This is a genomic window from Pseudonocardia sp. TMWB2A (genome assembly GCF_017312135.1).
In genome coordinates this window covers 1,145,519-1,165,319 of the sequence record NZ_QKQY01000001.1, presented here as the reverse complement: position 1 = coordinate 1,165,319, position 19,801 = coordinate 1,145,519, and the positions used below count along the sequence as shown (strand labels likewise).

Sequence of the window (19,801 nt, the reverse complement as noted above, 5' to 3'; positions counted from 1 at the left end):
AACCCCCGCTCCTATGTTGGACGGGGGTTTATTTTTTGGGCCGGAAACCCCAAAAAGCCCGCATCCGCGCGCCGTTCGCAAATATTGACGTTACCCCGACTTTGCGGCACATTCTGCGCTGCGTTTAACAGCGCGGGATAGGGGGGATTTATGCGGATAATGTCTTTGGCTCTGCCGATGGCGGCGCTCACCATTTTAGCCTTGCCGTCGGCCTTGGAAGCCCAGCGCACACGGCCTGCGGCAAAGCCTGCGCCCAAGGCTGTCCCTCCTAAAACCATTCCGAAAGCATCGTCCACTATGCCGGTTGCCCCCGGCTTTTGGATCGGCGAGGAAGAAAATTGCGGCACCGTGCGCGGTATCACTTTTTATGACGGGCGGCGCTGGGGCAATTTGCGCACCGAGGGGCGCGAAATTTATGGCAGTAGCGGTCAGCCGATCCTGCGCACGGCAGCGGGCAAGGGCGGCTATACCAATATCTGGTTCGACAATAATACCCGCGTTGATGGCGACATGTCGGTCCGCTCGCTGGGGCCGACCCGCTATATGACGCGCACCATATCCTATGGCAGCGGCTATATTGGCGGGCGCGTCGAGGTGGACGAATATGTCAGCAAAAAATGCGACTATGCGCAATTGCCGCCGGTGATGCGCACGGCGATCCAACGCTATGTGCCGCATATGATGCCGGGACAGCCTCTTCCACCCAAGCCTGTGCTAGTGCCCCCTGTGCCAGCGCGGCCTGCACCAATTACCCCGGCGCCGGTGGCTGCTCTCCCTGCCGCAACCGGTCCGTTGGGCATCCGTCCCGGCCATTATATCAACCCCAATCGCCCGTGTAACAATGATGGCGGCGAGATTTTCTTTTATGACGGGCGGCGCTGGGGCTGGATGGATTTGAGTGGCTATGCGGCGGGAAGGCTCGATCCGGTATCGGGTATCCGCAAGGCGGGCAATCGCTGGAACCTTGGCTATGGCGAAATGCTGCGCGTCGATGGCGTGGACCGGATCTTTATAGCGAGCGACAATATCGGAAATTTCCCTTTACGCTGGTGCGCACCGGCGAGCGTGCGCGCCAACGCCCGCGTGCGGTAATGCGGTTTAAGGCCCTTATCCGGTTTAAAGCATAGCCTTTCGCGCGTGAAACCGTTATTCCGGCGGCTCTATATGAGCAGTATAAGGCGGCGCTAAATTTATGGGCTGGAAAATCATTGCGGCGATCATTCTTATCATCGTCGGGTTCAACTTGCTGGCCTATTCTTACATGAAACGCCGTATCGCTGCGACCAAGGCGGAAGGCTATCGCCGCTTGGCCGAAGAAGAACAGGGGCAGGGCGGTGCGCCGGAGGCCGGTGCCGGGACCGATGGCGACAGGGGCAGTTGACGCGCATTGTGCGATCCACCGCCATTTTCTCCCGCCGCAAAAACCCGCCCAAAAACCTGCCGCAAAAACCGGCTTGAAAAACTTAGGCAAAGCGTCACCATATAAGGCTGGGCTATAAAATCTGGCCGCACGGATCGGGGCAGGAGAGAGGTACGAGGCGCTATGGCTGATCCGCACGATCATCATCATGACCATGCGCATAGCCCTGACCATGCGCATAGCCCTGACCATGAACATGGCCCCGACCATTCCGGCAAGGGCGGTGCGGGCAAAATCCATTCCCATGCAGGTCATTCGCACGCCAGCCATTCGCATGGCGGCCACTCGCACGCCAGCCACGCACACGCCAGCCACGCACACGCCAGCCATTCGCATGGCGGCCACGCACACGCCAGCCACTCCCACGGTGGCCACTCCCACGGCGGTCACGACCATAATCATGCGGCGGGGGCGAGCGCGCGCAGTCTGGCGATAGCGCTCTGCCTGACCGGCTCCTTCCTGTTTGCCGAAATTATCGGGGCGTGGTGGTTTAACAGCCTCGCCTTGCTGTCGGATGCGGCGCATATGTTTACCGACAGCGCGGCGCTCGCGATTGCGCTGGTCGCGGTCAAGGTCGGGCAACGCAAGGCGGACGAACAGCGCACCTATGGCTATCGCCGCTTTGAAATATTGGCCGCCGCCTTCAATGCGGTGCTGTTGTTCGTGGCCGCCGCCTTCATCGCGTGGGAGGGGGTGCAGCGCGTCATTGCACCGCAACCGGTGGCTTCGCTCGGCATGATGGCGGTCGCGGCTTTAGGGCTGATCGTCAATCTCATTGCGATGATGGTCCTGTCCAAGGGCAAAGAGGAAAGCCTCAATGTGAAGGGGGCTTATCTGGAAGTATGGGCCGATATGCTGGGGTCATTGGGCGTGATTGCGGCGGCGGCGATGATCTGGTTTACCGGATGGGACTGGATCGACCCGATTGTCGCCATCGGCATCGGCGTATGGGTCTTGCCGCGCACGTGGGTGTTATTGAGGGATACCACGCATATCCTCCTCCAGGGCGTGCCGAAGGGGATGCAATTGTCCGACATCCGCGCCGCGATGGAGGGCAGCACAGGTGTTGCCAGCGTCCACGACCTCCACCTTTGGTCGGTCGCCGGCGATGATGCGAGCCTCACCGCGCATATCGTGCTGGCGGGCGACCATGATGGCGAAGCGGTGCGGTTGCGCGTCGCGGCGCTGTTGGAAGAACGGTTCGAACTCCACCATGTCACGCTCCAGACCGAGCGGGTGGCGTGCCATGATGGCGACCATGTGCATGATTGAAGGGGGGGGGATGCACATTTTGTTTACCTCCGGGCTTTTCGTTATTCCCTTACATCTTGTTATCCACGCGCTTTAGGCTTCTCCCACCTCGTCATTCCCGCGAAAGCGGGGATCCATCTCCTGAGTTATAGGTTTAAGCGGACGGATGCGGCGAACCCGGCGAACCGGTCGCCTGCAGCTTGAGAACCGGTAAACCTCATCGCCCGGAGATGGATTCCCGCCTTCGCGGGAATGACGAAGCTATGAGAGGGAGGCGGCGCGGGACTAACGGGTGAGCAGGGCAAAATGCACGCCCTTGCGGGGGTTGAAACGCCTTCCTTGCTCCGCTATTCGACCAAGCAGCATAGGGCGGCCTATGCCCCGGTTCGGGGTGGGCCGCTTTTTTGCTTTTTGCATGATTTTTTTAAGGCGACCTGTTTGTCGAGAAAGGCTCACCGATGGCGATTACCCCGTTAATGCCCGTTTACCCGCGTTGTGCCGTGCGCCCTGTGAAGGGCGAAGGCTGCTATCTTATCGGGGAAAAGGGTGAGCGATATCTGGATTTCGCGAGCGGCATCGCGGTCAATCTGCTCGGCCATGACCATCCGCATCTGGTGGGTGCGATCCAGCAACAGGCCGCGACCTTGATGCACGTATCGAACCTGTATGGCAGCCCGCAAGGCGAACATTTTGCACAGCGGCTGGTCGATAATACGTTCGCCGACACAGTGTTCTTCACCAATTCGGGCGCGGAAGCGGTCGAGTGCGCGATCAAGACCGCGCGCCGTTACCATTTCGCCAAAGGCAACCCGCAGAAAAATACGCTGATTACCTTCCATAATGCGTTTCACGGTCGCACCATCGCGACCATCAGTGCAACCAATCAGGAAAAATTGCGCGACGGTTTTGAACCGCTTTTGCCCGGTTTCAAATATGCGCCGTTCGATGATCTGGAAGCGGCCCTTGCACTGATCGACGAAAATACCGCCGGTTTCCTTGTCGAGCCGGTGCAGGGCGAAGGCGGCCTGCGTCCGGCGAGCCAAGGCTTCCTTGAAGGCCTGCGCATGGCGTGTAACGACCATGACCTGATGCTCGTGCTGGACGAAGTGCAGGCGGGCATTGCGCGCACCGGCAAGCTTTATGCGCACGAACATTATGGTATCGAACCCGACATTATGGCGACGGCCAAGGGCATTGGCGGCGGCTTTCCGCTGGGCGCCTGCCTTGCCACCGAAGAAGCGGCAGCGGGCATGACCATCGGCACCCACGGGTCGACCTATGGCGGCAATCCGCTCGCTATGGCGGCAGGTGAAGCGGTGTTCGATGTGATCCTTGAGGACGGCTTTATGGAACATGTCCGCTTGATGGGCGACCGTCTGCGCCAGAGTCTGGAGCAGCTTATCCCCAATCATGACGATCTGTTCGAAAGCGTGCGCGGTCTGGGGCTGATGCTCGGCGTGAAGCTCAAGACGGACAGCCGCGCCTTCGTGGCGCATTTGCGCGACAATCACGGACTGTTGACGGTGGCCGCGGGCGACAATGTCGTACGCGTCCTGCCCCCGCTCGTCATCAACGAAGCCCATATCGACGAATTTATCGAGCGGCTGTCGGCGGGCGCGAAAAGCTATACGGTGCCCAAGGCGTAATTTGATGGCCCTCCCTTTGTCGGGAGGGCGCAACCCAAATCCCCCTCCCGCTTGCGGGAGGGGCTAGGGGAGGGGCTGTTGCTCACATAAAGGCAACCATCCCTCCCCCGGCCCAGTGAGCTTGAAACTGCCCCCGGCAGTTTCACATTATGCCGGGGGCATAATCTCGCTCACTCGCAAGCGGGAGGGAAGAGGAGTAATATATGACCCGTCATTTCCTGAATTTGTCTGATGCCGGTGGCGATGCGCTCGCGGCCATTCTCAATGATGCGATGGAGCGTAAGGCTGCCCGCGCGGACCTGCCCAAGGGCGCGGTCGATCCCGATGCGCCGCTGGCCGGCCATGTGCTTGCGATGATTTTCGAGAAAAATTCGACCCGCACGCGCATGAGTTTCGACATGGCGATCCGCCAGCTTGGCGGCACCAGCATTGTGATGGATGCAGGATCGACCCAGATCGGGCGCGGCGAAACCATCGAAGATACCGCGCGCGTCGTGTCGGGCTTTGCCGATGCGATCATGATCCGCACCGACGATCATGCCAAGATTGACGCGATGGCCAAGGCCGCCACCGTGCCGGTCATTAACGGCCTCACCGACCTGTCGCACCCGTGCCAGATTGTCGCGGACCTCCAGACCATCCTTGAAAATGGCAAGGCCTTGCCGGGGCTGGAAGTCGCTTGGCTTGGCGATGGCAATAATGTGCTGAATTCGATTATCGAGGCGGCGGGCCTGATGAAATTCAATCTGCGCGCGGGCTGCCCGATGGGGTTTGAACCCGACGCCGCTTTCGTCAAGGAAGCGCAAAAAGCGGGCGCGCAGATAATGCTCACCGGCGATGCGAAGGAAGCGGCGAGCGGCGCGGATGTGGTCGTCACCGACACTTGGGTGTCGATGGGACAGGACCATGCCGAAGAAAAAATCGCCGCGCTGACCCCGTTCCAGGTCAATGAAGGCATTATGGCGCTCGCCAAACCCGACGCTATTTTCCTCCATTGCCTCCCCGCCCACCGCGGCGAGGAAGTCACCGAAGCGGTCATTGACGGCCCGCAATCGCGCATCTTCGAAGAAGCCGAAAACCGCCTCCACGCGCAAAAATCCGTTTTGCTGTGGGCGCTGGGCAAGCTGGGCTGATCCGCATGGCCGATACGCCTGAAAACAAAGCTGCCCCGGCGGAGATTTATTTCGACCAGCCGCTTATTTTTACCCTGCCGGAAAATCATGCGCGCGGACGGTTTGTGCGGTTGGGGCCGGTGCTGGACCTGATCCTGTCGGCGCATGGCTATCCGCCCGCGATCGAGCGGGTGCTGGCCGATGCGCTGACGTTGACGGCGTTGCTCGGCTCGACGCTCAAACAGGCGGACGGGCAGTTGACATTGCAGGCGCAGACCGAAAACGGCCTCATCGAATTGCTGGTATGCGATTATAAGGCGGGCGAGCTGCGCGGTTATCTCAAATTCGATGCCGAGCGCGCCGCGGAAATGCCCGACGATCCTTCCCTATTTGCGCTGTTCGGCAAAGGCTATCTTGCGATTACCTTCGATCAGGCCTCGTCCGATGAACGCTATCAGGGAATTGTACCGCTGGACGGTGAAAATCTTGCGGAAGCGGCGCAAAATTATTTCGTACAGTCCGACCAGTTGCCGACGTTGGTGCAGCTTGCGACGCGGCGCGATCCGGTTGCGGGCTGTGTTGCGGGCGGGCTGTTCCTCCAATATCTGCCAGATGGCGAAGAAGGGCGCGAGCGGCTCCATGTGCGCGACGATAATCCGGAATGGGATCATGTCAGCGCATTGGCCGGGACGATGGGGGCGGAAGAACTGACCAACCCCGAACTCAGCCTTGAAACGCTAACCTGGCGGTTGTTCCATGAAGAGGAAATCCGCGTGACACCGGGGCTGAAATTATCGCGAGGGTGCCGCTGCGATGCCGAATATCTGAAATCGGTGCTGGCGCGCTTTCCCGAAAGTGAACGCGCGGCGATGGCCGATGAAAATGGCAATATCGTCATCGATTGCGCCTTCTGTTCGGGCCTTTTCCCCGTAGCGGTTGACTAAGCCCGTTAAATGCGGCCTTATTTGACACAATAATGCCATTTTCCGGTCATCACTTGCCGGGATGTTTATGCTATATCCTGTGATTGACTACGACGAGGCGTGTTCATATGGCGCTAAGCTGTATCGACATAAAGGTAAGTAACCGGCCTGTTAGCGCCCGAATCATTCGGGCGGGGGAGGGTCGGCAAAGGATAGATGAACAGGATGAATGGGATCATGAAACCGCGTTATCTGATTGGGTTGACTGCCGTTGCGGGCCTGATGGCCGTCGCCGCGCCTGCGCAAGCGCCCAGCTTTGCGATGCTGGGGACATTGGAAAAGGGCCAATGGTCGCTCGTCGAGCGCGGGCAGGGCGGTGCGTCCAAAAATATCTGCCTTGGCGATGCGACGCAGCTTTTGCAGTCCGAACATCCCGGCGCGCAATGTTCGCGCTACACCATCCGCGACGGTGCGGACGAAGTGACGGTGCATTATACCTGCGGCAAGCAAGGCCATGGCCGCACCACGGTGCGCAAGGAAACCCCGCGCCTCGTACAAATCGACACGCAAGGCATCCGCAACGGCCAGCCTTTCTCCTTCGCCTATGAAGCGCGCAAGGGCGGAGGCTGCTGATATATAAAAAACTTGAAGGTTAACGCTTTATTTACTAACATGGGTTAATCAGGGTCTCTCTCGATGAGACCTTCCTCTCCTACAGGTTAGATACCTGTAACTTGGCCGCTCTATTACAGGGCGGCCTTATTTTTTTGGATAGAGAAGAGCATGTTCGACCATTTAGGGGAAAGGGAAGCGGTCTTTCACCCCGATTCCGGAATAACGGATTAAACTAAATGTGCGAACAATAATAATTGCGTGGGGCTATCAGTTTGCATTGACGATAAAATTTATTGCTTTTCATCTCTGGCTTGATTGGGACTCGGCGCATTTATGCCCAAATGCCGCGCAAATCCGCGCAGGAATTTGTAACCTGTATCAAATGCAACTGGATTTTACGGGCGGATTGAGGGATAACCCTTGTTAATAAGCCCAAGGTTTGCGCCACTTTCGGGGCTATCCGGACAAGGAAAGCAAGCGCTTGCTTGCCCAATCGTCCGGATAGGCGCATGGCTTGGGGGCAAATAGAGCCAAATATAAAGGGGACGCACCTGATGAGCCTGTCGCGATTTACCGTTTATACCCCCGTCATGCGCGGCATTTTGCGCATCGTCAGCGGGGCCTTGTTCTTCGCCCACGGGCTTCAGAAATTTGCAGGCTTCCCGCCCGGCGAAATGGCAGGCGCTGGGCTGACATTTAGCAGCGCGGGGGCGTTTGCGGGTGTGATCGAGCTTATTGCGGGCTTTCTTATCATGATCGGGCTGTGGACCCGTCCCGCGGCCTTTATCGCGTCGGGCACAATGGCCTTTGCCTATTTTATCGGCCATGCGCCGCAAAATTTCTTCCCCGTCAATAATGGCGGCGACGCGGCCATTTTATATTGTTTCCTGTTCCTCTATTTCGTCTTTGCAGGCGGCGGGGCGTGGGGCATCGATTATGCGCGCGACAAGAACCGTTTCCGCCGCTAATCCATGCTAAATGCCTGAATTACCCGAAGTAGAAACGACCGTTGCGGGGTTGCGCCCGTTCCTGGAAGGGCAGCGTATCACACGCGTCACGCTGCGCCGCGCCGATCTGCGCCGCCCCTTTCCGGTCGATCTGGTCCAGCGTATTACGGGCGCCGAAGTCACCAGCCTGTCGCGCCGTGCCAAATATGGCCTCATCCTGACCGACCGCGAGGATAGCCTGATCTTCCATCTGGGGATGTCGGGGCGCTGGCGGGTTAATCCGGCGGACGAGGACCGCCACGACCATTTATTGCTCGAAACCGCGCGCGGCGATGTGCTGGCGCTCAACGACCCGCGCCGCTTCGGCTCGGTCGATCTGGTGGCGGGCGATGCGGCGACCCTGTTCGCGCCCTTCCTGACGCTGGGGCCAGAGCCTTTGTCCGACGCGTTTTCGCCCGCGATGCTGCACAAGCGGCTGGCGGGGAAGGGGGTGGCCATCAAGCTGGCGCTGCTTGACCAGCGCGTGGTTGCGGGGCTTGGCAATATCTATGTGTGCGAGGCCCTGTTCATGGCGGGAATCGCGCCGCGCACCCCCGCCGGTAAGGTGAGCCGCGCGCGGCTGGAACGGCTGGTGCCGGCGATCAAGCAGGTGCTGCTGGCCGCGATTGCAGCGGGCGGATCGACCTTGCGCGATTTTGCGCGGCCCGATGGCGAGCTGGGCTATTTCGCCAAGGAATGGCTTGTCTATGGCCGTGAAGGCGAACCTTGCCGGACATGCGGGACGCTGATTACGCGGCAGGTGGATGGCGGGCGCTCGACCTTTTTTTGCCCGAAATGCCAGAAATAAGCGGCTTTTGGTTGACGTTAGCGGGGGGAATCAGTAAAGGCACCCCACGCTTGCGGGCCGAATCTCGTGATTTCGGCCCCTTTTATATTGCAAATCGCTGAAATTATTCGAGGAATTCATGGCCAATACGCCGCAGGCAAAGAAACGTATCCGTCGCAACGCTCGCCGTGCAGAAGTTAACGGTGCGCGCATCGGTCGCATTCGCACCCTCGTGAAGAAGGTCGAAGCGGCGCTTGGCGCGGGCGACAAGTCGGCGGCAACGGCAGCTCTGTCGGCTGCGCAGCCGGAACTGGCGCGCGGCGTTGCCAAGGGCGTCCTCCACAAAAACACCGCATCGCGCAAATTGTCGCGCCTCACCAAGCGCGTCTCCGCGCTCGGCTAAGGCCGCTTGCGCCGCCCTTTGCGCTTGGCGCTATGGGGGCTGCGATAGAATGGGCGGTCAAGCCCAACGGGATTTTTAAGCCCTGTCCGGTCATAAATCGGGCGGGGCTTTTCCTTTGCGCGGGAGATGCGGGTGCGCGGGATGCTGGTCGCGCGGGATGTTGGCGCGGCGATGCGGGCGAAGCGCGGTAAGGTGCGGTGGAAGGGTAGAGAGAAAAACATCGCGCCCCACCAAAAAACCATTAGCCCTGAGCGTGTCGAAGGGCGTTTGTCAGTATTGCGAACCGTGCTTCGACAAGCTCAGCACTAGCGGATTATATTGAGATCAGCGGTTACATTTAAAGCCGGCATCTGCGCGCGAACAAAATTTCCACGCGAACAAGATTTCCATGCGAACATTATTACCGCCCGGACCCCATCTCAAACCGTGCCAATATCTCCATCGGGCCATCACCTCCGCTCGGGTCACAATCCCATACGGGGCAACATCTCACCCGGCCAACATATCCACCCGGATCAACATATCCACCCGGATCAACATATCCACCCCGGGTCAATACACCTCCAGCAGCACCAAGCCCTCAACAGCAGATAACATCGCCTCCCGCGCAAACACTCTCCACACCCGACTCAGCTGGGGGCGAATCTCGCTGTGACGCTACTGGTCGGTGCGATTCGCGGCCGGGTTGATCCCGCCTCAATGACATTCGCCTTTCGTTCTTTTAAAGGGCTTAACGCGCCCCAAAATGTTACAAATGCAAGGCCCATTGAGAAGTCCAGCTTATTCCGCGATTCGGGATGAGCAGATTTACTACCAATTTCTCTAACGGCATGAAAAGTAACGGTAAAATCAAAAGACCTTGGATTCTCTTGGCTTGTGCGAGTCAATGGCATTTATTTCAGTTTTTTTACGCCGCCGCCCTTGCCCTCTTCGCGCACCGGTGCTTACAAATGACTTGTCCAGCAGATCGCCTTCTGACCGGGCCGCACCGAGTATGAACAAACCGCCAAGCCGGAAAGCCGACTTTCCGGAAAAGCTTTTTGCGCGACTCGAACAGCAGACCAGAAGGCGCTGGAGGGGGTAATCTTTCGCAAGGAAGATGAACGAGACGGGGCCAACGAGATGCGGCCCGTTTGAGGGGGCCGCTTGATAGCGCCACTTTGGTGAGGCCAGTTTGATGGGGCCAGTTTGATGGGGCCAATTTGATGGGGACGTATGCAATGGCAGATCGGGATCGGAAAGGGGCGCCGGACGCGGGCGCTGCTGCACCGACCGAAGCCATGTGGACGGCCCTTGCCCAAGGGCTGCGCCGCGATATTGGCGTAAGAGCCTTTGACCATTGGCTAAAACCGGTGCGCTTCGGCAATTTTTGCGAAGATACCGGCACGCTCACGCTTTTTGCCCAGACCAGTTTTTCCGCCAATTGGGTCGCCGACCGTTTCCTCGACCGGCTGACTTTGGCGTGGCGCAGCGTGTCGCCCGATGTCACCGCCGTGCGCATTATCGGCGCGCCGCAACGGGCCGAATTGCCGGTCGCCAAATTGCCCGCAGCCCCTGCCGCTAACCAAGGAACGCCCGCCGCCAATCAGGGCGAAGCCATGTCGGGTGCGACGACAACGCCGCTGTCCGATACCGGCCTGTTCGCTTTTGCAGCGCCCGCGCCGACCGCGCCTGCGACGCTGCCCAATCTCGACCCGCGGCTTGTTTTTGACAATTTTGTGTCAGGACGCGGCAATATCCTCGCGCTCAACGCGGCGCGGCGGATGGCGGCGGTCGAACGGCCGATGTTCAACCCGCTCTATCTCCAATCGGGGACGGGGCAGGGCAAGACCCATTTGCTGCACAGCATCGCGCATGGCCTTTTGGCGGTTAATCCGGCGGCTAACATCATCCTGATGTCGGCGGAAAAATTCATGCTCGAATTTGTGACGGCGGTGCGCGGCAATGATATGCCCGCATTCAAGGCCCGGCTGCGCGCGGTTGACCTCCTCATGATTGATGACCTGCAGTTCATCATCGGTAAGGGGTCGACGCAGGAAGAATTGCTCCACACGATTGATGAAATTTTGGGCGCCGGCAAGCGTTTGGTGGTCGCCGCCGACCGTGCGCCGCATCTGCTCGGCGGGATTGACCCGCGCTTGCTGTCGCGGCTTCAGGGCGGGTTGGTTGCCGAAATTGACGCGCCGGACCTCGCGCTGCGTGAAGCGATTTTACGCCACAAATGCGCGACCCATCATGAAGCCCATGTGCCCGAAGAGGTGATTGCTTTCCTTGCGACCAGCTTCACGCGCAATATTCGCGAGCTGGAAGGCGCGCTCAATAAATTGCTGGCTTATGCCTCGCTTGCCGATACCGCGATCAGCCTCGATCTGGCGCGCGACCGGCTCGCCGAAACCGCACGCGGCGCGCGCACGCGCATCAGTATTGATGACATCCAGCGGGCGGTGTGTGCGCATTACAAGCTCGACCGGATGGAGATGGCCTCCAAGCGGCGCGCGCGCGAAGTCGCCCGTCCGCGCCAGATTGCCATGTATCTCGCCAAGACGCTGACGCCGCGCTCCTATCCCGAAATCGGGCGCAAATTTGGCGGGCGCGACCATTCGACCGTGATCCATGCGATCAAGACGATCGAATCCTTACGCGTCGCCGACCCCGCCATCGACAGCGACATCGCCCGCATCCGCCGCGCCTTGGAAGTTTGAGCGGTTGGCGGTGTAAGCCCGCTTTATCTCTTTTTCTCCTTATTCTCTGCGGCCTCTGCGTGAACCAGATATAGTTCGCGCGGAGAGGCAGAGGGTGCCGCAGGGGATTATAGATTCACGCGAAGATAATAGATTCACGCGAAGGCGCGAAGGAGGTTTTTACCGGGCTTTGCCCGTTTTCATTGCGGAAAGCCTTGTCCAGATTTCCAAAGTCGTGCGTAATTCTGCGCAACCCAATCTCCGCGCCTTCGCGCCTCCGCGTGAATCCTTTTCACATCCGTTCCGATCATCCAAACGGTCCGGAGATGGATGCCCGCTTTCGCGGGCATGACGAGGGTGGGGAGTAGCGTCATGGGAACCACGCACAAAAAAAGGCCTTGCGACGGATATACCGCGCAAGGCCTTTTTCGCGATTGTTACGGCTTACCCGTCAGTTTTTCTTCGGGGGAAGGGAGATTTTGACTTTTTCGCCGCCATTGCCGGGGAAGCCGGTGAACATGGCGTCGATGAGGTTGGGGACCAGATAGGTGAGGTCATTGTCGCGGCTCAACGCTTCGGCAGAGCCTTCGAACAGGCGCTCCTTATTGCCGCCGCGCTCGATGGTCATGCCAAGATGGCTGACATAGACGGTATAGCTGCGCACGCCCGAATTCCATCCCGGACCATAAAGGAACGGGTCGTTAAAGCCCCACATATAGGGGCGATGGAACCGGCCATAGCGGCCGTAAAAGGGGCGGCCATAATAACCGCGATACCCGCCCCACGGACCCCAGAACGGGTCATTATAGGTCGGATCGCTCACAATGCGTTCGCGGCCCTTGTCGACGCCATAGTCGAGATGGACCACCAGTTCGGCATTGCCGCTGGTCGCGGGACGATAACCGAGTGCGCCCATTTTCTGGCTGACAAGGCCCGCATAATGCTGGAATTCCAGACTGCGGGCCATGTCGGGATTGGCGGCGGTGACGGTAAAGCTTTGCCCCTGTGCGGGGGGCATTTGCTGGAAACGCTGGACATTCGCCTGAAACGGCGTGGCGCAGGCGCCGAGCGTCAGCAAGGCGAGTGGTGCGGTAATCATGGCGACCCGGCGCGTAAGCGACTTAATAGGCATTTTTTGTCTCCAATGCGGGGAAAGGAAGCCGGTAAGGCTTTCTGTCCGCACCTAATTGTTCAAACTTCCTGACCCCATATGGGGTGCGACCGATCCAAAACCAAGACGGAGAGGCGCAGTCATTTACCTGCCCGTCTCTAACAATATATGGCTGAATGGTGTTTGAACAGCGACGAGTTGAACAATTTTACAGTTGCTTATGCACATAAGAAAAAATTCCGGTGCGCATTACGCCCGGCAACGGGGGCGCAATGCAGAAGAGACAGAAGGCTGTGCAGTTTTTATGTTTTTTCGCAGCAGACCCCAATGCAAACGATGACAGCATCCTGCCGTGCGCTATGATGCGCGGGACAGGGGAGGGGCAGCGATGATTCTGTCCTCCTCACAGCATGGACGCATAGGTGGAGCGAGGGGGTTTTTGTGGGAGAGACGGTAAAGATTTTGCGGGCGGCAACGATGCTGGCCGGGGCAGCAGGGAGCCTCCTATTGGCGACGCCATCATGGGCAGGCGACCAGCCGCTTTATGAAGCCGCCCCCGCATGGGTCGATGGCAAGGAGGCCGATGTCGCGCTTGCCAAAACCGGCACGAGCAAAGCGACGCTGGTGGTAATGGACCGCCAGACCCGCATCGAAAAAGGCAAGCTGTGGAATTATACCGACATGGTCTATCGCATCGATAGTCCGGAGGCTTTGAGCCAGGGCGGGATGATCCAAGGGATGTGGAACCCCGACCTTGGCGATCTCATTGTCCATAAGGTCGAGATTTTGCGCGGCAATGAGCGTATCGACGCACTGGCGGGCGGACGCAAATTCGAAATATTGCGGCGCGAGGCGCAATTGAGCCAGTTGCAGGTCACAGGCGTGCTCACCGCGATGTTGCAGGTGGAAGGGCTGCGCATGGGCGACCGTGTGCGCTATGTTTCCTCGACCACCTATCGCGACCCTGCAACCGGCAATGATAGCGCGCATATCGCGCCGATTGTCGCGGCCCCCGCTATGGCCGATTTTGCGCGCACGCGGATTATATGGCCGGCCAATGAAAATCTGCGCTGGAAGGTGACGGGGAAGAATATCAACCCGCTCTATACGCCTGCATCGGGCAACGGGATGAACAGCCTTGTCATCCGCGAACCGGTGAGCAAACAGCCCGACCAACCCGCGCTTGCGCCGATGCGCTATATGGTGACGCCCTTGGTCGAGGTGAGCGGCTTTGCCGACTGGAAAGCAGTGTCGCGCGCCAGTGCGAACCATTATCGCACGGCAGGCTTGATTGCCGACGGCTCCGCGCTCGCGCTGGAAGCCGACAAAATTGCCAAGGCAACGCGCGACCCCAAGATGCGCGCCGCCCAAGCGTTGGAACTGGTCCAGCGCGAGGTGCGCTATCTATTCAACGGCATGGGCAATGGCAATTATGTGCCGCAAAGCCCTGCCAAGACTTGGGAAATGCGCTATGGCGATTGCAAGGCGAAAACCTTGCTGTTGCTCGCGCTCCTCCACCGGCTCGATATTGAAGCGGTGCCTGCGCTCGTCAATGCGACGGGCAAGGATAGTGTCGCCGAACGGCTCCCCGCATTCGGCGCGTTCGACCATGTGATTGTGCGCGCGGTGATTGACGGCAAAACCTATTGGCTTGACGGCACCAAAAATGACGACCGGCTGGCCGACCTCGAAAATGTGCCGGATTTCGGCTATGCGCTGCCCTCGACCGAAGCGGGGGCGGACCTGGAGCGGCTGGCCTTCCGCCCCAATGCGCGGATGGACGAAATCGCCGACACCAGCATCGACATGCGCGCAGGGCTTTATGTGCCTGCGGTGATTAAGGTGCGCAAAACGGTGCGCGGCGAGCTGTTGGGGATGCTGCGTCTTGCCAAAGGGTCAATGGACAAGGAAATGTTCGACGCACTGGTGAGCAAGGCGCTGCAACCCAATGATCTGTCCTCCATTGTGCGCAGTTCGATCCGCTTTGACGATGCAGCGGGAACCGCATTGCTGGAAGGCGAGGGGCTTTATACGGTGCAGGTGCAGTCCAAGGGGCCGCGCCGCATCTTGCCGATCGACACAATATTGGCCGACTTTAAACCGGACGCGCCGCGCAACAAAACGGAGTGGAAGGATATTCCGTTCGCGCCGCCCAATATCGGGTATCGCCAGCGCATCACCCGCCTGTTGCTGCCCGCAGGCGGCAAGGGCTTTACCGTGGACAATGGCACCGCCCTTAACGAACAGCTTGCCGGATATAAATTTGCCCGCAGCGTCAAGAATGAGGCCGCCAGCGTGACGCTGGACGAAACCGTGCAGACGGTGGCGCTGGAACAGCCTTATGACCGCTTCCTTGTCGATAAGGGCCGTATCGGCCAGATTAACGCGAGGCCGGTCGAGCTGGTCATTGCCGCCGATTATCCCGAAAGCTGGGCCGAACGCCGCGCGTTAAAGGATAGCGCCGCGCTCGCGCCGGTGGTTGCGGTTTATGATAGCTGGGTCGCAAAGGATAAGGACGACACCCACGCGCTCCAGAACCGTGCGAGTTTTTACGAAGGGGTGAAGGACTATAAAAAGGCCGAAGGCGACCTTGACAGGTTGATCGCGCTGGAGCCGAGTGCGGACCATTATTCATGGCGCTCTTACTTGCGCATGTTCCGCGATTTGAAGGCAGCCGAACCCGATGCGCGCAAAGCTTTGGAGCTGGATCCGGGGCATTTGCAGGCGACCGGCAATCTGGTGGAAATATTGGTGCGCGCCGGAAAATTCGATGCGATCCCTGCGGTGCTTGACCATTGGGAGTCCAATGGCGCGCCGGAAATCGACCTGACGCTTGCCCGCGCGATGCAGTTGGATGAAAGCGGCAAGCCGGACGAGGCTTTGGCCATGCTCGACCGCCTCAACGAACAAAAGCCGGGTACGCCGGGCGTGTTGAACACCCTGTGCTGGGTGAAGGGGCGCAATAATCTCGACCTGCCGGGCGCGCTCAAACAATGCACCAAGGCGATTGAACTGGCCGACAATCCTGCCGCCTTTCTCGATAGCCGCGGGCTGATTTATTACCGGATGCAGCGTTATGACGATGCGGTGGCAGATTATGATGCGGCGCTGCGCATCGATAATAGTCTGGCGCTAAGCTATGTCATGCGCGGCCTTGCCAAGCGCGGACTGGGGCAGGAGGCGGCCGCGGCGGCCGATATTGCCACAGCGCGCGGGCTTGACCCTTATGCGATTACCGAAGTGACGCGTATGGGCCTGAAGCCCTGAGCCCTTAAACCTGACGGGGCGGTTCGGATTTAACCGAACAGCCCCATCGCGGCTTGGGCGGCTTCGAGCTGGGGTTTGGCCAATGCGCGCGCGCGGATGGCCCCTTGCTCCAAGGCCGCATCAATGGCGGCATGGTCCTGACGCAACGCATTGTAGCGGTCACGGATCGGGCGCAGGCTTTCGACCAGCACTTCGGCGAGCGCGGGCTTGAACGCGCCAAAGCCTTGGCCTGCAAAGCGCGCGCATACCGCATCGGGGTTTTCGTCGGTAAGGGCTGCATAAATGCCGACCAGATTGCGCGCTTCGGGACGTGCGGCCAGTTCCGCATAGGTGGCGGGCAGCAATTCGGCGTCGCTTTTCGCCTTCTTCACCTTTTGCGCAATTGTGTCATCATCGTCCGACAGGTTGATGCGCGCCATGTCGCTGGGGTCCGATTTGGACATTTTCGCGGTGCCATCGCGCAGCGACATAACCCGCGCGGCGGTCGCGCCGATTTTGGGTTCGGGCAAAGTGAACAGCTCGACGCCGAAATCCTGATTGAATTTGGCCGCAATATCGCGCGCCAGTTCCAGATGCTGTTTCTGGTCCTCGCCGACCGGCACATGGGTCGCATTATAGAGCAGCACGTCGGCGGCCATCAGCACCGGATAAGTATAAAGTCCGGCGGACGCGCCTTCGCGATTCTTGCCCGATTTTTCCTTGAACTGCGTCATGCGGTTGAGCCAGCCGATGCGCGCAACGCACATCAAAAGCCATGTCAGCTCGGTCGTTTCGGGAACGCGGGTCTGGTTGAACAGGATCGACTTGGCCGGATCAATCCCCGCCGCCATCAACGCAGCCGCCATGCCGCGCACATTGTCGCGCATTTCCTGCGGCGTCTGGAACAGGGTGATGGCGTGGAGGTCGGCCAGAAAAAACAGACATTCCGCGCCTTGGTCAGCGGCTTCGTTCTGCATCGCGACCCATTGCCGGATCGCACCCAGATAATTGCCGAGGTGGAGATTGCCGGTGGGTTGGATGCCGGAAACGATACGCATGGGAAATGTCAGCTTTCTGATGGGGTGGACGGGGTTTCAGCGGGGGCCGCTGCAACGGGCTTGCGCCTGAACGTGGCTTTAAGCTCGCCGGGCGTATAAGCGCGGAAAAGGAAAGTCGCTAGAGCATAAACCAGCGCCCCGCCGCCGCACAATAAGGCGAGGACCGCGACCCGCTGCATCAGGCTGCCGCTCACATAGGGAATGAACCACGGATTCATGAACCAAAGCGCCGCGCCCATCGCGGTGGCCGCGAGCAGAATGCGCCAGGCTTTGCCGGTAAAACGCGCGTCGAAGCGGAATTGCCCGCGCTTATGGAGGACCGCATAAAGCAGCAGCACATTGACCCAAGCAGCAATGGCGGTCGAAATCGCAATGCTGACCACGCCCTGCTCCAGATAGAGGATGAAGAACAGGTTGAGGCCAAGATTGACGAGCATCGAGGCGACCGCGAGCCGCACCGGCGTCTTGGTATCCTGCCGCGCATAAAAGCCCGGCGTCAGCACTTTTATCAGCACATAGGCCGGAACGCCGAACGAGAAAGCCGACAGCACTGCGGCGGTGCCTCTTGTGTCTTTCGCCAAAAATTCGCCATGTTCAAACACGCCGCGCACAATCGGGAAGGCCGAAATGACGAGCGCGACGGCGGCGGGCAGCGCGAGAAATAGCGCGAGTTCCATCGCGCGGTTTTGCGTGTGGGTGGCGACTTCTTCATTGCCCGACCCGATTTGCCGCGACAAAGTAGGAAGGATGGCGGTGCCGACACCGATTCCGATCAGCCCCAGCGGCAACTGGTTCAGCCGGTCGGCATAATAAAGATAGCTGATCGCGCCTTCCTGCAAATAGCGCGCGGCAAGCGCGGTCGAGATGAACAGGTTGAACTGGATCGCACCTTGGCCGACCGCTGCCGGGCCGATGAGCCATAACATCTGTTTGACCTTGGGCGTCAGGCGCGGCAACCGCAGGCGGATTTTGACCCCCGCCTTGCGGCACGACCACCACAGCCAAGCAAGCTGTAGCACGCCCGACACGGTAACGGCAATCGCTTGCGTGCGCGCGGTTTCGGCCTGGCTATCGCCCCGGAAAAAAACGAGTGCGATTATCATACAGATATTGAGCAGGATGGGCGCAGCGGCATTGACCCAGAAGCGGTTCAAACTGTTCAAAATCCCGCCCAGCAAACTCACCACCGATATGAGCGCGAGATAGGGGAAGGTAATCATCGTATATTGGGTCGCGAGCGCGAATTTTTCGGGGCCGCCATCGGGAAAGCCGCCGGTCATCGCCCACACAATCTGCCCTGCGAAAATAATCATGATCGCGGTGAACAGGATGAGGAAGGGGAGCAGCGCGGACAGGACTTGTCCGGCAAAGTCGATCGCTTTGGCAAGGCCGCTATCGGCCTCTTCGGCATCGCCTTCGCTGATCGTGCGGTTGAACATCGGCACGAACACGGCGGCAAATGCCCCTTCCGCGAACAGAGCGCGGAAGAGGTTGGGGAGGCGCCACGCAATCTGGAACGCATCGGACGCCATGCCTGCGCCGACATAGGTTGCCATCAACATATCGCGGGCAAGCCCCGCAAAGCGGCTGACCAAGGTCAGCCCGCCGATGGTTCCGGTTGCTTTGAGCAGATTCATGCGCGCCCCCGCTTAATTATAAAAGAGGGGGATGCGCCGCCAATCAGGCGTCGCCAGCCGGTGCTTCTTCACCCGCCGCTTGTCCTGCCTGCATCTGTTCCTGCTGCTGCACATACATGCTGGCAAAGTCGATGGGTTCAAGGAGCAAGGGCGCAAAGCCGCCATCACGCACGGCATCGGCAATCACGCGGCGCGCGAACGGGAAGAGGATGCGCGGCGCTTCGGCCAGCATGAACGCCTGGATCTGGTCTTCGGGCACATTGCGCACCGCGAACAGGCCCGCATAGGACAGGTCGACGATGAACGCTTTGCCTTCGTCATGCGACGAGCTGATGTCGATTTTGAGGATCGATTCATGCACATCTTCGCCGACTTGCTGCGTGCCGATGTTGAACTGGATGTCGATTTGCGGCTGGCTGGTCCATTGATAAGTGACCGGCGCGTTCGGATTTTCGAACGACAAATCCTTCACATATTGCGAAATCAGGCCGATTTGCGGCGCAGTATCTTCGCCATTAGCCAGCGGAGCGTTGGTGTCGGGGAGTTCGTCGGCCATGATGCTATAACGTCTTTCTTCATCAAAATGGGCAGGTCAGAGCAATAGATTGCGATAGACTGATGGGGCGATTATCAGGGGCAACCGGCTTGCACAATGAAAATGGCACCCGAACAGCGTAAAAAGAGATTATTAGCAGACCGAAGCGGCATGGTCACCTTTTGCCCGCTTGTGGCTTACTATACAGCCGGCCTGTGGCTTACTATCCACAAGGTAGAAAATATTCACCGCGCAACAGCCGCTTTATGCCGAACTCGGTTTGAAACATTGCAACGCTTATCCTATGTAGGCGTTTAGACCAAAGCTTATGGTGCGCGCCGCGCGGTGTTGCGCTATGATGCGAAAAGACCCCAAGCGGCACTTTCCTTT

16 protein-coding genes are annotated in these 19,801 nt (G+C 59.2%); 12 read left to right on the top strand and 4 right to left on the bottom strand.

Annotation, left to right across the window (positions count from 1 at the left end; all coding sequences use genetic code 11):
* Window positions 1–177: 177 nt before the first annotated feature.
* The 11 genes from DMP17_RS05385 to dnaA all read left to right on the top strand — a co-directional run bounded on the left by DMP17_RS05385 (window position 178) and on the right by dnaA (window position 11,845).
* Window positions 178–1,092 (top strand): hypothetical protein, encoded by a 915-nt coding sequence (locus DMP17_RS05385; protein ID WP_337828034.1) that lies wholly within the window; start codon window positions 178–180, stop codon window positions 1,090–1,092.
* Window positions 1,093–1,192: 100 nt separating this feature from the next.
* Window positions 1,193–1,381 carry a hypothetical protein gene (locus tag DMP17_RS05380; RefSeq protein WP_337828033.1) on the top strand — a complete coding sequence of 63 codons (189 nt, stop codon included), beginning with the start codon at window positions 1,193–1,195 and terminating at the stop codon, window positions 1,379–1,381.
* A 162-nt stretch (window positions 1,382–1,543) separates the two neighbouring features.
* Window positions 1,544–2,692, top strand: a complete 1,149-nt coding sequence (locus DMP17_RS05375; protein ID WP_337828032.1) for a cation diffusion facilitator family transporter — start codon at window positions 1,544–1,546, stop codon at window positions 2,690–2,692.
* Window positions 2,693–3,129: 437 nt separating this feature from the next.
* Window positions 3,130–4,317 carry an aspartate aminotransferase family protein gene (locus DMP17_RS05370; RefSeq protein WP_337828031.1) on the top strand — a complete coding sequence of 396 codons (1,188 nt, stop codon included), beginning with the start codon at window positions 3,130–3,132 and terminating at the stop codon, window positions 4,315–4,317.
* A 203-nt stretch (window positions 4,318–4,520) separates the two neighbouring features.
* A complete protein-coding gene (gene argF, locus DMP17_RS05365) occupies window positions 4,521–5,450 on the top strand; it encodes an ornithine carbamoyltransferase (RefSeq protein WP_337828030.1) in 930 nt (309 codons plus the stop codon).
* Window positions 5,451–5,455: 5 nt separating this feature from the next.
* Window positions 5,456–6,373, top strand: coding sequence for an Hsp33 family molecular chaperone HslO (gene hslO, locus DMP17_RS05360; RefSeq protein WP_337828029.1), 918 nt, complete (start codon window positions 5,456–5,458; stop codon window positions 6,371–6,373).
* Window positions 6,374–6,568: 195 nt separating this feature from the next.
* The gene (locus DMP17_RS05355) at window positions 6,569–6,985 is read left to right on the top strand and encodes a hypothetical protein (RefSeq protein WP_337828028.1); all 417 of its coding nucleotides are present in this window, start codon (window positions 6,569–6,571) and stop codon (window positions 6,983–6,985) included.
* 491 nt (window positions 6,986–7,476) lie between these two features.
* Window positions 7,477–7,935, top strand: a complete 459-nt coding sequence (locus DMP17_RS05350) for a DoxX family protein (protein ID WP_337828027.1) — start codon at window positions 7,477–7,479, stop codon at window positions 7,933–7,935.
* A 10-nt stretch (window positions 7,936–7,945) separates the two neighbouring features.
* Entirely contained in the window at window positions 7,946–8,761 is an 816-nt protein-coding gene (gene mutM, locus DMP17_RS05345; protein WP_337828026.1) for a bifunctional DNA-formamidopyrimidine glycosylase/DNA-(apurinic or apyrimidinic site) lyase, read from the top strand.
* A 118-nt stretch (window positions 8,762–8,879) separates the two neighbouring features.
* Window positions 8,880–9,143, top strand: a complete 264-nt coding sequence (rpsT, locus tag DMP17_RS05340; RefSeq protein ID WP_337828025.1) for a 30S ribosomal protein S20 — start codon at window positions 8,880–8,882, stop codon at window positions 9,141–9,143.
* 1,220 nt (window positions 9,144–10,363) lie between these two features.
* On the top strand, window positions 10,364–11,845 hold the full coding sequence (gene dnaA / locus DMP17_RS05335) for a chromosomal replication initiator protein DnaA (RefSeq protein WP_337828024.1): 1,482 nt from the start codon (window positions 10,364–10,366) through the stop codon (window positions 11,843–11,845).
* A gap of 430 nt (window positions 11,846–12,275) precedes the next feature.
* On the opposite strand, the gene DMP17_RS05330 is transcribed toward dnaA, so the two are convergent.
* Window positions 12,276–12,956, bottom strand: coding sequence for a DUF4136 domain-containing protein (locus DMP17_RS05330; RefSeq protein WP_337828023.1), 681 nt, complete (start codon window positions 12,954–12,956; stop codon window positions 12,276–12,278).
* Window positions 12,957–13,412: 456 nt separating this feature from the next.
* On the opposite strand from DMP17_RS05330, the gene DMP17_RS05325 reads away from it, so the two are divergent.
* Window positions 13,413–16,202 (top strand): DUF3857 domain-containing protein, encoded by a 2,790-nt coding sequence (locus DMP17_RS05325; RefSeq protein ID WP_337828022.1) that lies wholly within the window; start codon window positions 13,413–13,415, stop codon window positions 16,200–16,202.
* A gap of 29 nt (window positions 16,203–16,231) precedes the next feature.
* Here the strand turns inward: DMP17_RS05325 and trpS are convergent, their stop codons facing one another.
* From trpS to secB, 3 genes are read right to left on the bottom strand one after another with little or no spacing between them, the layout of a single operon-like run.
* Window positions 16,232–17,239, bottom strand: a complete 1,008-nt coding sequence (gene trpS / locus DMP17_RS05320) for a tryptophan--tRNA ligase (RefSeq protein ID WP_337828021.1) — start codon at window positions 17,237–17,239, stop codon at window positions 16,232–16,234.
* Window positions 17,240–17,247: 8 nt separating this feature from the next.
* A complete protein-coding gene (murJ, locus tag DMP17_RS05315) occupies window positions 17,248–18,876 on the bottom strand; it encodes a murein biosynthesis integral membrane protein MurJ (RefSeq protein ID WP_337828020.1) in 1,629 nt (542 codons plus the stop codon).
* A 43-nt stretch (window positions 18,877–18,919) separates the two neighbouring features.
* Complete coding sequence (gene secB, locus DMP17_RS05310; RefSeq protein WP_337828019.1) at window positions 18,920–19,432, bottom strand: protein-export chaperone SecB; 513 nt, start codon at window positions 19,430–19,432, stop codon at window positions 18,920–18,922.
* Window positions 19,433–19,801: the final 369 nt, after the last annotated feature.